The organism is Levilactobacillus andaensis (assembly GCF_016861695.1).
GTDB lineage: Bacteria > Bacillota > Bacilli > Lactobacillales > Lactobacillaceae > Levilactobacillus > Levilactobacillus andaensis.
The window spans coordinates 60,187-76,130 of the sequence record NZ_BOLP01000016.1 but is presented as its reverse complement, the minus strand read 5'-3'; the positions used below and the strand labels follow the sequence as shown (position 1 = coordinate 76,130).

Annotated in this window: 12 protein-coding genes; 11 read left to right on the top strand and 1 reads right to left on the bottom strand. The window is 49.7% G+C overall.

All coding sequences use genetic code 11. The features are described from left to right. Positions 1 to 469 precede the first annotated feature (469 nt). Entirely contained in the window at positions 470 to 1,189 is a 720-nt protein-coding gene (locus tag JUF10_RS11390) for an HAD family hydrolase (protein ID WP_203642360.1), read from the bottom strand. Between the two features lie 237 nt (positions 1,190 to 1,426). Here JUF10_RS11390 and rpsB point away from each other — a divergent pair, with 237 nt between their 5' ends. The 11 genes from rpsB to JUF10_RS11335 all read left to right on the top strand — a co-directional run bounded on the left by rpsB (position 1,427) and on the right by JUF10_RS11335 (position 15,916). After that, on the top strand, positions 1,427 to 2,230 hold the full coding sequence (rpsB, locus tag JUF10_RS11385) for a 30S ribosomal protein S2 (RefSeq protein WP_203642358.1): 804 nt from the start codon (positions 1,427 to 1,429) through the stop codon (positions 2,228 to 2,230). Positions 2,231 to 2,378: 148 nt separating this feature from the next. Then, the gene (gene tsf / locus JUF10_RS11380) at positions 2,379 to 3,263 is read left to right on the top strand and encodes a translation elongation factor Ts (protein ID WP_203642356.1); all 885 of its coding nucleotides are present in this window, start codon (positions 2,379 to 2,381) and stop codon (positions 3,261 to 3,263) included. 268 nt (positions 3,264 to 3,531) lie between these two features. Beyond that, on the top strand, positions 3,532 to 4,254 hold the full coding sequence (gene pyrH, locus JUF10_RS11375; protein ID WP_143463149.1) for a UMP kinase: 723 nt from the start codon (positions 3,532 to 3,534) through the stop codon (positions 4,252 to 4,254). Between the two features lie 2 nt (positions 4,255 to 4,256). Further along, a complete protein-coding gene (frr, locus tag JUF10_RS11370) occupies positions 4,257 to 4,814 on the top strand; it encodes a ribosome recycling factor (protein WP_373301342.1) in 558 nt (185 codons plus the stop codon). Positions 4,815 to 4,842: 28 nt separating this feature from the next. After that, complete coding sequence (locus tag JUF10_RS11365) at positions 4,843 to 5,262, top strand: hypothetical protein (RefSeq protein ID WP_143463147.1); 420 nt, start codon at positions 4,843 to 4,845, stop codon at positions 5,260 to 5,262. 106 nt (positions 5,263 to 5,368) lie between these two features. Beyond that, a complete protein-coding gene (gene uppS / locus JUF10_RS11360; protein ID WP_236008216.1) occupies positions 5,369 to 6,154 on the top strand; it encodes an undecaprenyl pyrophosphate synthase in 786 nt (261 codons plus the stop codon). Between the two features lie 26 nt (positions 6,155 to 6,180). Further along, positions 6,181 to 6,969 (top strand): phosphatidate cytidylyltransferase, encoded by a 789-nt coding sequence (locus JUF10_RS11355; protein WP_203642354.1) that lies wholly within the window; start codon positions 6,181 to 6,183, stop codon positions 6,967 to 6,969. A gap of 97 nt (positions 6,970 to 7,066) precedes the next feature. Further along, a complete protein-coding gene (gene rseP / locus JUF10_RS11350) occupies positions 7,067 to 8,344 on the top strand; it encodes an RIP metalloprotease RseP (RefSeq protein ID WP_203642374.1) in 1,278 nt (425 codons plus the stop codon). Positions 8,345 to 8,379: 35 nt separating this feature from the next. Then, complete coding sequence (locus JUF10_RS11345; RefSeq protein ID WP_203642352.1) at positions 8,380 to 10,092, top strand: proline--tRNA ligase; 1,713 nt, start codon at positions 8,380 to 8,382, stop codon at positions 10,090 to 10,092. A gap of 523 nt (positions 10,093 to 10,615) precedes the next feature. Then, positions 10,616 to 14,953, top strand: a complete 4,338-nt coding sequence (locus JUF10_RS11340) for a PolC-type DNA polymerase III (RefSeq protein WP_203642350.1) — start codon at positions 10,616 to 10,618, stop codon at positions 14,951 to 14,953. Positions 14,954 to 15,643: 690 nt separating this feature from the next. Beyond that, entirely contained in the window at positions 15,644 to 15,916 is a 273-nt protein-coding gene (locus JUF10_RS11335; RefSeq protein ID WP_203642348.1) for a hypothetical protein, read from the top strand. The last annotated feature ends 28 nt before the right edge of the window (positions 15,917 to 15,944 follow it).

Below are 15,944 nucleotides of genomic sequence, written 5' to 3'. Positions count from 1 at the left end.
GATACCTGAGATCTACGTCTTGGTGTATTTATTTTGTCCTAAATTCTAAGTGGCTAACTTGATTATAGAATTCGCCAATGAAAGTTGAACAGAGAAGGCTGGTATTTTCGTCACGGAGAACAATGGAAAATTTTTTCAAGTTAGGATGAATCGATGGTTGTTGGCGTAGGGATTAAATGATTTGCTGTGGAAAAACGCAGTGTGAGCCGGAGGAGGACAGGGATGTAGCCAGCCATGGAAATCATGGTAGCTGTAAGCTACCATGATGGGCGACTTTGGAGACACGTGGTCTTCGTGGCTTCAAAGCGAGCGAGAAGACTGGTGGTCTTCCAGTCTGAAGCGGTCCCCACAGCGGGCGGAATCCCTGGCAGCCGGAGTGCGGTCATTCTACACGATTCCGTCTTTAAAACGACACAAAAACAGCGACAACTCTCCATGAAAGGAAAGAGTCGCTGTTTCTAGATGCCGGTTAAGCTTCGGCGATGGCGGTCAAAGCGAGAAGCAGAGCCTGTAACTCGAAGGAATCGCCCACCGTCTGATCGGGAATCCAGTCGCCATCGGGCATTTCCAGATTCCGGTGGTTGAACCAGAAGGCTTGCCAGCCGGCTTTTTTTGCTGCCCGCACGTCCATGCTATAGCAGTCGCCAATGTAGACGACTTCACTCGCACGGAGGTTTAACCGGTGATTCATGAGCGTGAAGATTTCGGGATCGGGTTTGGCCAATCCGGTTTCTTCAGACGTCATGATGGCATCGCGGTCGATCCACCGGTGCATCTCTAATTGCATCACTTTCGCCAATTGGTGTTGCGTTTTACCATTGGTGATGATGCCTAATTTGTAATGTTCCTTAAGCTGGTCCAAGGCGTTGGCTAGTCCAGGAAAAAGCTTGATTTTCTTCAGACCAGCACAGTAAGCGTTTTGGAAAGCTAAGGCTATCTCGGTTGTCACCGAGGGTATATTTTGACTGCGTAAAGCGGCATTCAACCGTTTAACAGCCATTTCTTCGTGAGACCAAATACCGGCGGCCACTTGTTCGTAAGCGGCGGCACTTTGTTGCCGGTAAGTTTGGAAAGCCAAACTGAGGTCCGCGGCTTCGGGCAACTTGAGTAACGGTGCTAACGCTGCCGTGAAGGGGGCCTTTTGGTCATAGAGCGTGTCATCGACATCGAAGACGACCGCTTTTATCATGCTGGTTCCTCCTCATTTGTGACCTAAGCAGTTTACCATATTCTCCTGGGAAAGCCAATTTTATTAGAAAGTTTAGGATTTTAGCTTGTGTTTAGCCAGTCAGTTTTGTATAATAACTTTCGGTGCGTATGCGCCAATTCACACCTCGCGTGATGACCGGAGGGGTGCTCGCTTGCGAGTTCTCCAGTCAATTGATTGTGGGGGAGGAAATCAAAAACTATTTGGAGGCATTTTATCATGGCTGTTATTTCAATGAAACAACTGCTCGAAGCCGGTGTCCACTTTGGTCACCAAACCCGTCGTTGGAACCCAAAGATGAAGCAATACATCTTTACGGAACGTAACGGTATCTACATCATCGATTTACAAAAGACGGTGAAGTTGATCGACGTTGCTTACAACTACATGAAGGACGAAGCTGCTAAAGGCGCCGTTGTTCTGTTTGTTGGGACTAAGAAGCAAGCGCAAGACTCTATCGAAGAAGAAGCTACCCGTGCTGGTCAATACTACGTTAACCACCGTTGGTTAGGTGGGACTTTGACTAACTGGGAAACTATCCAAACGCGGATCAAGCGTCTGAAGTCATTGAAGAAGATGGCTACTGACGGTACGTTTGATGTTCTTCCTAAGAAGGAAGTTTCTTTACTTAAGAAGTCTCAAGACAAGTTGGAACGGTTCTTAGGCGGTATCGAAGATATGCCTAAGTTGCCTGACGTTATGTTCATCGTTGACCCTCGCAAGGAACAAATCGCTGTTCACGAAGCACAAAAGTTGAACATTCCGATCGTTGCTATGGTTGACACGAACACTGACCCAGATGAAATTGACGTGGTTATCCCATCTAACGATGACGCTATCCGTGCCGTTCGTCTGATCACTTCTAAGATGGCTGACGCTATCGTTGAAGGCCGTCAGGGTGAAGACCAAGTTGACGAAAAGACTTTCGAAGGCCAAAAGTCCGATGCCGCTAAGAGCGACAAGAAGACCGCTGACAACTCGATGGAAGACATCGTTAACGCCGTTGAAGGCGACAACAAGTAATTAAATGCAAGGTGTCGTTCGCGGCACTTTCCAAATACTAGATTTAAAGCACCTTAGGCTGGCTTAATGTTTAGGACCGTTCATGGCCTGAGATTGAGTCAGTCTTTTTTGGTGAATTAGATGAATTGATAAAAGGAGGCCATTACACATGGCAAGCAAAATCACTGCGGCACAAGTAAAAGAATTACGGGACAAGACCCAAGTTGGGATGATGGATGCTAAAAAGGCCCTTGTTGCTTCTGAAGGCGACATGGACAAGGCCATCGATTTCCTGCGTGAAAAGGGAATTGCTAAGGCAAAGAAGAAGAGCGGCAACGTTGCTGCTAACGGTTTAGCTCGGGTGAAGGTTAGTGGGAACACCGCTGCCATCATCGAAGTTAACTCCGAAACTGACTTCGTGGCAACTAACGACACCTTCAACGCTTTAGTTGACAAGGTTGCTGACACGATTGCTGCACAACAACCAGCTGACTTGGATGCTGCTTTAGCTTTGAAGGCTGACGATGGCGAAACGTTAAACGAAGCCATCATCAAGACCACTCAAGTTACCAGCGAAAACGTTCAATTACGTCGTTTCGCCGTTGTTAAGAAGACCGATGGCCAAGTCTTTGGTGCTTACTTACACCAAGGTGGCCAAATCGCCGCTGTCGTTGTCTTAGACGGTGCCGATGAAGAAACTGCTAAGGACGTTGCAATGCACGTTGCTGCGATCAACCCAGAATTCGTCTCACGTGACGACATTCCTGCTGACCGTTTAGCACACGAACGCGAAGTTCTGAAGCAAGAAGCCTTGAACGAAGGCAAGCCTGAAAAGATCGTCGAAAAGATGGTTGAAGGCCGTTTACACAAGTTCTTGTCCGAAATCAGTTTAGCTGACCAACCATTCGTTAAGGATGGCGACCAAACTGTGAGCCAATTCGTTGCTAGCAAGGGTGGCAAGTTAGTGACCTTTGTTCGTTACGAAGTTGGTGAAGGAATCGAAAAGCCAACGGTTGACTTGGCCAAAGAAGTTCAAGACCAAATCAACGGTTAAGCAAACCGTAAAAAAGCGTAGATTCCGCTAAGGGGCCTACGCTTTTTTGTTAGGGTCGACTGGTGGATCGGGTAAGCTCGTGAGCTACTTGCTTTACCGGCTGGCAGCCGCAGTGCGACCAGATTAGACTGATTTAGGGTTAACGACTAAGCAAAAAGTAAAAATAAAAACTTTTTGGTGACAAACCAGGGATTTCGTACCCCCTGACTATCACTAAAGGGTGTAAGTATGATAGAATTATTGTCAGAATACAATAGGAGGAAACACAATGGCGGACGTAAAGTATAAGCGGATTATGCTCAAACTCAGTGGCGAGGCTTTGGCCGGTGACAAGGGATTTGGGATCAATCCGCCAGTAATTAAAACCGTAGCGGAAGAGGTCAAGGATGTCTATAACTTAGGAATCCAAATCGCTATTGTGGTTGGTGGCGGTAACATGTGGCGTGGCGAAGCTGGCGCACAAATGGGCATGGAACGCGCACAAGCCGACTACATTGGCATGTTAGCAACCATCATGAATGCTTTGGCATTACAAGATAACTTGGAGTCAATTGGCGTGCCAACGCGCGTTCAGACTTCTATTGAGATGCGGCAGATTGCTGAGCCGTACATTCGACGGAAAGCAATTCGGCACTTGGAGAAGGAACGCGTCGTTATCTTTGCTGGGGGAACGGGTAGTCCTTACTTCTCCACGGATACGACCGCTGCTTTGCGGGCAGCCGAAATCAATGCTGATGCTATCTTAATGGCTAAGAATGGGGTCGACGGAATTTACTCTGCTGATCCTAACAAGGATCCCAAGGCCGTTAAGTTTGATAAGCTGACGCAACTGGACATTATCAACAAGGGCTTACACGTCATGGATACGACGGCTAGCTCACTTTCAATGGACAATGATATCCCGTTTGTTGTCTTCAACTTAAACGAACCCGGTAACATTCGCCGGGTCGTTGAAGGCGAAAACATCGGGACCACAGTTAGGGGAAAATAGATATGGCTGATCAGATAATTACTACTGCAGAATCAAAAATGAAAAAGGCGGAAGAAGCCCTCAAACGTGAATTGGGAACGATTCGTGCTGGCCGGGCCAACGCTAGTATTTTAAACCGGGTCATGGTGAACTACTACGATGCCCAAACACCACTGAACCAAGTGGCTTCCATCACGATTCCTGAACCCCGCATCTTAATGGTTACCCCATACGATAAGTCTGCGCTTGAAGACATCGAAAAGGGCATCATGGAATCTGATGTTGGGATTACCCCTGCCAATGACGGGACGGCCATTCGTTTGGTCATTCCACAATTGACTGAGGAACGGCGTAAAGAAATTGCCAAGCGTGTGAAGGCTACTGCCGAAGAAGGCAAGGTTGCCGTGCGGAACGTTCGTCGTGACGCCATGGATAGCATCAAAAAGGGCCACAAGGATGGCGATTACACCGATGATGACTTGCACAACTTAGAGGACCAAGTCCAAAAGGTTACCGACAAGGCCATCAAGAGCGTCGATGCGATTGCGGCCGATAAAGAAAAAGAAGTCTTAACCGACTAAATCTGATTAGAGTAAGGAGCGTTTTAAGATGGCAGAAGATAACCAAGATCAACAAAACGTAGAAATCACCCCCGGAACTGAAGAATTCGGGAAAATGGTTTTCCGTTTGAACAACGAAGTTAACGCCGAAAACATTTCAATTTTGAACTACAATGGTGCAGAACTGGAACAAATCCAAGACGGTGTGTATGCCCAACCCGCCTTTGTCAGCGATGACTTTAACTTATTCTTCGTAGTGACCCAATTGATTGGGGACGATTGGATTGTTGCGTTCTCTAAGGCAACGATTGAAAACGGCAATGAAATTACCGACTTATCCGACCCATTACCAACTGGGGAAGGCCTGAACCTCTTAGGTCAAGTTAGCGCCGATGACGCCAACAAGCTGTTAAGCTACTTCGGAACGTTAGCGGATGCTAAGCGTGGCGAATGGCGGTTAATCGAGTAATCAGCCGGTCAAAAGCTAAAGATTTCGCTCAATTTGGGGGCCGGGATAGTTTCCCGGTCCTTTTTTTGTTATGATGAGAGGTTGTAAAGACCAATGGAGGTGCGCTGTGTTTTCATTCTTAAATAAAAATCAATCGACGGGCGAGGTGGAAGAGCTTCAACTTGACGAAGCCAACATCCCCGCTCACGTCGCTATTATCATGGATGGTAATGGTCGGTGGGCGCAACAACGTCATTTACCACGAATCGCTGGCCACAAGCAGGGGATGGATACCGTGAAGACGGTGGCCACCGCAGCTAGCCACTTAGGGGTGAAGGTGTTGACTCTATACGCCTTCTCGACCGAAAATTGGAAACGGCCAACGGCGGAAGTCAATTACCTGATGAAACTCCCAGTCGACTTCTTTGGGACGTTCGTGCCTGATCTGATCAAGAACAACATTCGCGTCAAGGTCATGGGCTACACGGACCAGTTACCAGCCGCGACCCAAAAGGCCGTTCGTGATGCCATTGCCGATACCGCAGATTGTACCGGAATGGTCCTGAACTTCGCGTTGAACTATGGTGGTCGGGCCGAAATCGTCACGGCGGTGCAAAACCTGGCTGAGGAGGTCAAGGCGGGCAAGTTAGATCCAGCAGCCATTGACGAAGCGGCCATTGACCAGCAGCTGATGACGGCAGATCTGGGTGACCTCCGTGATCCGGACCTCTTGATTCGGACGAGTGGTGAGGAACGCCTATCGAACTTTATGTTATGGCAGGTCGCCTACAGTGAATTTGTGTTCACGCAGCAACACTGGCCTGATTTCGACCAGACAGCGTTAGAACAAGCGATTTATGAATATCAACAGCGCCACCGACGGTTCGGTGGGTTGACGCCCGCTAAGGGGTAATTTAAAGAAACTAAGGAGCTTGGAAGATGAAACAACGGGTTATCACGGCGGTTGTCGCCTTAATTATATTTATTCCCATTATCGTGGCGGGTCATATTTGGATCGACATTGCGGGGTTTGCTTTAGGGCTAGTAGCCTTATCGGAAATCTTGATTATGCGGAAGAAATTGTTGGTCAGTGCAGAAGCCATTATTTCTGGCATCGGGATTTTAGCCGTTATTGCGCCACAGAGTTGGTGGGCAGATCTGCCAAAGTTCTTGAGTCCCTGGTACATCGTGTACCTGTTTGTGCTGTTACTCTTGTTACGGACGGTGGTATCACGCAACCGGTTCTCCTTTGACGATGCCGGGGTGATCACCCTGAGCATGCTGTACATCGGGATCGGGTTTCACTTCTTTATCGCGGCCAGAGCGGTTAGCTTAGTTGCCTTGTTGTACGCGCTATTTATCGTTTGGACCACTGATTCTGGGGCCTACATGATTGGGCGGAAATTTGGCCGGAACAAGCTGGCACCGCACATCAGTCCCAACAAGACTTGGGAAGGCTCCATCGGGGGGTCCATTGTCGGGACCATCGTTGGGAGTGTCTTCTGGTACTTCTTCCCAATCGGTCATTTAAGCTTAGGCGTTATGATCTTACTGACGTTGATTTTCTCTGTCGTTGGTCAGTTTGGTGATTTAGTCGAGTCTGCGCTCAAACGGTACTATGGCGTGAAGGATTCCGGGAAGATCTTACCCGGTCATGGTGGTATTTTAGACCGGTTTGATAGCTTACTGTTAGTACTGCCAGTCATCCACTTGTTCGGTTTGATTTAGTCCTCGCTGTTCGCTTGCGCCGTCTAGGGTGCTTAGGGTATGCTAGGTGGCAGAGAAAAAGTTGGGGATACTACGAATTGAAGAAGGGACGACATCTGTGATTACGACGATTATTACCTTTATCATTGTGTTTGGAATTCTGGTCATCGTGCATGAATTCGGTCACTTTTATTTCGCCAAACGCGGCGGCATTTTAGTGCGTGAATTTTCCATTGGGATGGGGCCCAAGCTCGTCTATCACCGCGGCAAGGATGGCACAACGTATACGTTACGCCTGCTGCCAGTCGGTGGGTACGTCCGCATGGCGGGTGCCGAAGATGACGAGGAAGAGCTAAAACCCGGGACCCCCGTGAGCTTATACGTTGGGGACGCCGGCAAGGTTGAACGAATCAATACGAGTAAGAAATCAACACTATTTAACGGGATTCCGTTAGAGGTTACCGGGACTGATTTGGAAGATGAATTGTGGATCGAAGGGTATGAAAACGGGGATGAAGCCGAAGCTAAACGCTACCCGGTTGCCCATAACGCCACGATTATCGAAAGTGACGGGACCGAGTTGCAGATTGCTCCGAAGGACGTTCAGTTCCAAGCTGCCTCGTTAGGTCGCCGGTTGATGACTAATTTCGCCGGACCAATGAACAACATTTTATTGGCCATCGTGACCTTTATGCTGATGTCATTTGTCCAGGGTGGCGTCGCCATGGGGACCAATCAGGTTCAGGTGGCCAGTTCGCCCGTTTCCGTTGCCAAGAAGGCTGGCGTGCAGTCTAACGACAAGATTACGGCGGTCAACGGCAAGAAGACCACGAGTTGGACGGATCTGAGTACGGCAATTCAACCGTTAGCCAATAAGCGGACGGTTCTGACCGTTAAACGGGGGGACACGACCCGCAAAATCACGTTGACGCCGACTGGTGAAAAGTCCAATGGCAAGACGGTCGGTATGATTGGGATCACGCAAGCCCAGGACAAGCATATGGGGGCCATCTTAGCGTCTGGCTTTACGCAGACTTGGACCATGACCAAGGCGTTGTTTGGCGCTCTGTGGCACATGGTCTCTGGTCACTTTAGTCTAAACGACTTGGGTGGACCCGTCGCCATCTTTGCGACGACCTCTCAGGCCACGCAATACGGGGTTGTCGGGGTTCTGAACTTCCTGGCCTTCCTGTCGATTAACTTAGCAATTGTCAATTTACTACCAATTCCAGCCTTGGATGGTGGTAAAATATTATTAAACTTTATTGAAGCCATTCGGCGTAAGCCACTTTCGGAAAATGTGGAAGCTGCGATTACGTTGGTGGGGGTAGGGTTCTTGGTTCTACTCATGCTACTTGTGACGTGGAACGATATTGAACGTTACTTTATTCATTAACAAATTCGGTCGTTAAGAGAAGGGAATATTTAACTATGAAACAATCGAAACTACTCATTCCTACTTTGAAAGAAGTTCCGAATGGGGCAGAAGCGCTTAGCCATCAAATGATGTTGCGCGCCGGGTACATTCGCCAGGTCACTGCAGGGGTTTACGCTTATCTGCCACTGGCTTACCGGGTCGTTGAAAACATCGAAAAGATCATTCGCGAAGAAATGGACAAAATTGACGCCGTAGAAACGTTGATGCCAGCCATTTTACCCGCTACGCTTTGGCAGGAGTCTGGCCGTTACGAGACGTACGGTCCGAACTTGTTTAAGTTTAAGAACCGGCATGACAGTGACTTCATCTTAGGGCCGACCCACGAAGAAACGTATACCATGTTGATTCGCGATGCCATCAAGTCCTACAAGCGCTTGCCATTGGTCATGTACCAAATCCAACCCAAGTATCGGGATGAAGACCGTCCCCGTTATGGCTTACTTCGAGGTCGTGAGTTCATCATGAAGGATGCTTACTCCTTCTCCATTAACGATGAAGACCTCGACCGGATCTACAGCCAAATGGAACAGGCTTACGAAAACATCTTTGACCGCGTTGGTTTGAACTATCGGGCTATCGTTGGTGATGGTGGGGCCATGGGTGGTAAGGATTCCAAGGAATTCTCCGCCATTGCTCCCGTTGGGGAAGACACGATCGTTTACTCGGATTCTTCCGACTACGCAGCTAACTTGGAAATGGCTAAGAGCCTCTTCATCAGCAAAAAGTCTCACGCCCAACCAGAAGAGCTACAAAAGATTGCGACTCCTGGTGCGAAGACCATTGATGAGCTTGCCGAATTTTTAGACGTTAAGCCATCTGCCTTGGTCAAGAGCATGTTATACGTGGCCGACAAGGAACAACCCGTGATGGTCCTGGTTCGTGGCGATCACGAAGTCAACGAGACCAAGCTGAAAAATTATTTGGGTGCGGACTTCTTAGATCCCGCAACGCCAGAAGATGCGCAGAAGTACTTGAACGCCAACTTTGGTTCACTTGGCCCAGTTGGTGTTGGCGAAGACGTGAAGATCTTGGCCGACCAATACGTTGGGGACATGGTCAACGTTGCCGTTGGTGCCGATGAAGATGGGTTCCACTACATCAACGCCAATGCTGGCCGTGATTTCCGGGTCGATGATTACGCTGATTTGCGGGATGTCCAACCTGGTGACCTGTCACCAGACGGTTCCGGTGTGCTAAAGTTCACTAAGGGAATCGAAATCGGGCACATCTTCAAGTTAGGGACCCGGTATTCAGATGCCATGAACGCCACGGTGCTTGACGAAGGTGGCCGGCAAAAGCCTGTCATCATGGGGTGCTACGGTATCGGTGTCAGCCGGTTACTGTCCGCTATCGCCGAACAACAAGCCGATGAAAATGGGCTAGTTTGGCCACGGAACATCGCGCCATTTGACATTCACTTGGTCCCAGTTAACCTGAAGAAGGAAGACCAAGCCAACCTGACGACCGAACTGGAAGAACAGTTGACGGCTAAGGGTTACCGTGTCCTGACTGATGACCGGAAAGAACGCCCAGGCGTTAAGTTTGCTGATTCTGACCTCATGGGGATTCCTGTGCGGATCACGATCGGTAAGAAGGCCGGCGAAGGTATCGTTGAAATTAAGATTCGCAAGACTGGTGAAACGGTCGAAGTCATTAAAGACGAAGTTGCTAGCACCGTTGAGATCTTATTCAAAGACATCGACTAGCACACTTGAAAAGGCCAGCAAAAATGCTGGCTTTTTTCATTCTAAACGGTAGGTTGGGTAGCACTTTGGTAATTTTGCCTCACTGGCAGACAGACATAGACTGGAGCGGTGCGAACAGGACGCACTTGAGTCCATATCTGCTGACCTCTCGACTCATAGTGTGCTCTCTGATAACTTCGGGATAATCATACAAATCGTTATGACCTGGGACCACGGAATAGGATATCAGCCGATCAACAGTTGTTGTGGTAGAGTACAATCAGAGCCGGAGGAGGCCAGGGATGTAGCCAGCCGTGAGAATATTGTTAGCTGGCCGTTGGCTAGCTAACAATATGGGCGACTTTGGAGACGCGTGGTCTTCGCGGCTTCAAATCGAGCGAGAAGACTGGTGTTCTTCCAGTCTGAAGCGTCCCCACAGCAGGCGGAATCCCTGGCAGCCGCAGTGCGGGCCAATTTACACAAATTTTAAATTACTATGATATCAAGATAACTTGTAAGCAAGACAGTTGAAAGGAGTTCGCTCGTGGACGAAGATCGCCATGCTTTATTTGAAAAGCTCTTACAACAATTAGATTTAACCAGTGCGGCCGAGCAACCGTACTTTCAAACGGCTACGATTGACCATTTGACGGTTCATGAACAGTCACGTCGGTGGCATTTTTATTTAAACGTGCCCAGCATTCTACCGTTTACGGCCTTTGCGGAATTTCAAAATCATCTGCAGATTGCCTTTCGCGAGATTGCGACGGTGGAAAACACCTTTTTAATTGCGGAACCAGAACTCACGAACCGCGCCTTAGGTGACTATTGGCAGTGGGTCGTCAAGAACAGTGGGCTGACGAGCAATTTGATTCAGGAGTTGTGTCAGTCCCAGGTACCAGAGCTAGATCCGGACGGACGGGTCCTCCTGTACGCACAAAACGAGGTCGTGAAGGATTTTCTGAGCAATCAGGCGTTAGGTCCCATTGAGGATACCTACCGGAATGCTGGTTTCCCTAAATTCAACATTCACGTCATGATCGACGAATCGAAGTCGCAGGCTAAGATCGACGAGTTTAAGGCGCGTCAGGAAAAGACGGATGCGCAACTCGCACAACAGGCCGCAGCAGCCATCGAGAAGGCTAACCAAAAGCGGCAGAGTCAGGGCGATACGCCAGCCGCCGAGGGACCCACACAGATTGGGAAGACCATTAAGGGTGACCAACCGATCATGCGGATGGCCGATATTGTCCAAGAAGAACGCTCCGTCATTGTTGAGGGCTACGTTTTTGACAAGGAAGTACGGAAATTACGGTCGGGTCGGCAATTATTGACCATTAAGATCACCGACTACACGTCATCAATCGTGGTCAAGAAGTTCTCCCGGGGGGCCGAAGACGAAGCCCAATTTGCTGGGGTTACCGAAGGCAGTTGGGTCAAGGTTCGTGGGAGCGTCCAAGAGGATAGCTTCATGCGTGACCTGGCGTTAAACGCCTACGATATCAACGAAGTCAAGCATGCCAGTCGCCAGGACACGGCGCCGGCCGATGAAAAACGGGTGGAACTCCACCTGCATACGACCATGAGTCAGATGGATGCGACTAATCCCATTGAAGATTACGTCAATCAGGCGAAAAAATGGGGCATGCCGGCCCTGGCAATTACGGATCACGCCGACGTGCAAGGGTTCCCTGCGGCCTTTAATTCATCCGCTAAGGCGGGAATTAAGATGCTTTACGGGGTCGAGGCCAATCTGGTGGATGATGGGGTGCCTATCGGGTACAACAGCGCACACGTCCCGCTAGACGGTGCCACGTACGTTGTCTTTGACGTGGAAACCACTGGGCTGTCAGCCATTTATGACAAGGTCATTGAACTGTCGGCCGTTAAGATGCAGCATAAGAACGTCATCGACCAGTTTGAAGAGTTCATCGATCCCGGATTTCCACTGTCCGAGCAGACCACGAATTTGACCAGTATCACCGATGATATGGTTGCCGGGTCGAAGTCGGAAGAAGAAGTCTTCAAGCTCTTCCGGGAGTTCTGTGGCGACGCGATTATCGTTGGGCATAACGTCACGTTTGACGTGGGGTTCATGAACACCGGGTATCAACGGCACGGCATGTCTGAGATCAGTAATCCCATCATCGATACCTTAACGTTGGCGCGGTTCTTGTACCCGACGTTAAAGAGTTACCGGTTGAACACCTTGGCTAAGCGGTTCCACGTGAGCTTGGAACACCATCACCGGGCCGTTTATGATGCAGAGTCGACGGGTCACCTGAACTATCTGTTCTTGAAGGATGCCGAAGATCGTTATGATATCCAGTATCACGACCAGTTGAACGATCACATGACCGATAATGACGCGTATAAACATGCGCGGCCAAGTCATGCCATTTTGATTGCCAAGACGCAGGCAGGCTTGAAGAACATGTTCAAACTGGTCTCGGCGTCCAACGTGGACTACTACTACCGGGTACCACGAGTGCCACGGAGCGTGCTCGACCACTACCGCGAGGGGATTATCGTCGGCTCTGCCTGTTCCTCAGGCGAAGTCTTCACGGCGATGATGCAAAAGGGGCAAGTGGAAGCCGCTGCTAAGGCCAAATACTATGATTATCTCGAAGTACAACCTAAGGCGGCCTATCAACCGCTGATTGATTCCGGATTGATAGCCGATGAAGCGAACCTAGAAGAGATCGTCGGCAACATGGTCAAGCTCGGTCATGATTTGAACAAGCCAGTCGTGGCCACTGGGGATGTGCACTACCTGAATCCCGAGGACTATATTTACCGGAAGATCCTGATTCATTCACAAGGGGGAGCCAATCCCCTGAACCGGCAGGAACTCCCGGACGTGCACTTCTTGACGACCAACGAAATGTTGGCGGACTTCTCCTATTTGGGCGAGGACGTGGCCAAGGAAATCGTCGTGACCAACACGCAAAAGATTGCGAACGATGTCGATGAAGTTCACCCCCTGAAGGACAAACTGTATACGCCGCGGATGGAAGGGGCCGAAGATGAAATTCGGCAACGAACCATGGATACGGCGCATGCTTGGTACGGTGATCCGCTACCAGAGCTAGTCCAACACCGAGTTGACCGGGAATTGAAGTCGATCATTGGGAACGGGTTCTCCGTGATTTATTTGATTGCCCAACGGTTAGTAGCCAAGTCCAACAAGGATGGGTACTTGGTTGGGTCACGGGGGTCCGTCGGGTCCAGTGTCGTGGCGACATTTACCGGAATCACCGAGGTTAACCCGTTGCCACCGCACTACCGTTGTCCTAACTGTCAGTACTCGCACTTCTATACCAAAGGGGAATACAGCTCGGGATACGATTTACCCGAAAAGAATTGCCCGAAGTGCGGGACGCTGATGATTGGCGACGGGCACAACATTCCGTTCGAAACTTTCTTAGGGTTCAAAGGAAACAAGGTCCCCGATATCGATTTGAACTTCTCCGGGGACTACCAACCCATCGCGCATAACTATACCAAAGTCTTGTTCGGTGAGAAGAACGTTTACCGGGCCGGGACGATTGGGACGGTGGCCGACAAGACCGCTTACGGCTACGTGAAGGCGTACGAGCGTGATACGGAACAGACCTTCCGGGGCGCCGAAATCGACCGCCTAGCTAAGGGCGCGACCGGGGTCAAACGGACGACCGGTCAACATCCCGCGGGAATCATCGTTGTGCCGGATTACATGGAGATCTACGACTTCACGCCGATTCAGTATCCAGCCGATGACCAGACCGCTGCTTGGCAAACGACCCACTTTGATTTCCATTCGATCCATGATAATATTTTGAAAATTGATATTCTGGGACATGATGACCCGACCATGATTCGGACCCTGCAAGATTTGTCCGGGGTCGATCCGCAGACGATTCCAATGGATGACCCGGGCGTCATGGCACTGTTTTCCGGAACGGATTCGCTAGGGGTCACGCCGGAACAAATTCAGTCCAAGACCGGGACGTTAGGGGTGCCGGAATTTGGGACGCGATTTGTTCGGGGGATGCTGGAAGAAACCCACCCGAAGAACTACTCACAACTGCTGCAAATCTCCGGTCTGTCTCATGGGACCGATGTGTGGTTAGGGAACGCCGAAGAATTAATCAAGGCCGGAACCGCGACCATCGCCAACGTCATTGGGTGTCGGGATAACATCATGACCGACTTGATCAACTTCGGCCTCGATTCCGAAACGTCTTTCCAAGTCATGGAACACGTGCGGAAGGGCCGGGGGATTCCAGACGAATGGCAAGAAAAGATGAAGCAGACGGATTGTCCGGACTGGTACATTGATTCTTGTTTGAAGATCAAGTACATGTTCCCGCGGGCCCATGCCGCTGCCTACGTCTTGATGGCGTTGCGGGTAGCTTACTTCAAGGTCTACTTCCCAATCATTTACTACGCCGCTTACTTCTCCGTGCGGGCCGACGACTTCGATGTTGTGGCCATGTCACAAGGAAAAACGGCTGTGAAGGCTGCCATGAAGGCAATCAATGACCAGGGGATGGACGCGTCGACCAAGGACAAGAACCTGTTGACGGTGCTGGAACTGGCCAATGAAATGCTTGAACGGGGCTTTAAGTTTAAGATGATTGATTTGAACCGCTCCGATGCGGCCGATTGGATCATCGATGGCGACACGCTGATTGCGCCGTTCCAAGCCGCACCTGGGCTGGGGTTGAACGTAGCCAAGCAGATTGTGGCCGCTAGAAACGACCGGCCATTTATCTCGAAAGAGGACTTGGCTAAGCGGGGCAAGGTCTCCAAGACGATTATCGACTTCATGACGGAAAACGGTGTTTTGACTGGTTTGCCAGACGAAAACCAATTGAGCTTATTTGACGACATGATGTAATCAATCGTGTAGCGGTTCGTTCGCCTTACCGGTCACCAGATATGGGCTGCGACAGTCGTAGGGTTTATCGAAAAGTTATGTAGTTACTAAAACTGCTGATGCTATCTGATTTTCTTGGATAGCATCGGCAGTTTTTTTGCTTATACAGCCAATGTCTGTAAGGTGGAATCGGGCTCAGCGACAATTGAGTCTGAGGTAGTCAGCTACTTCTGATGGTTTGGGAACGACGTTAGAAACAAAAAGCTAATTGCCAATGCCATATGTAAAATGTTAAGTGTTGGCGTTAGAGTTGCAGCATAACTATTTAAAACTAGTGAGATGATTCAAAACCATACTGCCAGAATGCACAATCAGAGCCGGAGGAGGCCAGGGATGCAGCCAGCCGTGGAAATCGTGGTAGCTGGCAGCTACCACGATGGGCGACTTTGGAGACACGCGGTCTTCGTGGCTTCAAAGCGAGCGAGAAGACTGGTGTCCTTCCAGGCTGAAGCGTCCCCACAGCAGGCGGAATCTCTGGCAGCCGGAGTGCGGACGACCTTAACTAATCCAGCTTCAAAACCGACTTTCAGAAATCACGGGATTAACCGAATTAAAGGACTGTAACCGCTTACAAAACGGCTGTTTCATGTTATAATAGCAGTGAGGAATAATAGAACCATTAATAAACTTTACCGAAAGCGGGTGTTCACCATGTTACGGCGATTTGTAGGCTTACCAGATGGGTGGATTTTTCTAGCAGGTTATTGTTTGATTGGTTTGGGGTACATTCTGTTTGGCACTCTGGCAACAGTGGTCGCAACCCCATTTTTGGCGCTAGTTGTGGCCTATTTCCTGGCAGCATTTGTCCTGACGATTATCAAGGCTATCAGTTTACGTGAGATGGCCACAACGCGGCTGAACTTTCTGGTGTTTGAGTTCATTACGGCGGCCGGATTCATTTTACTCCTGATGACGGTCGAATAGCAGGTGGCGCAATGGTTGCAATCGCCGG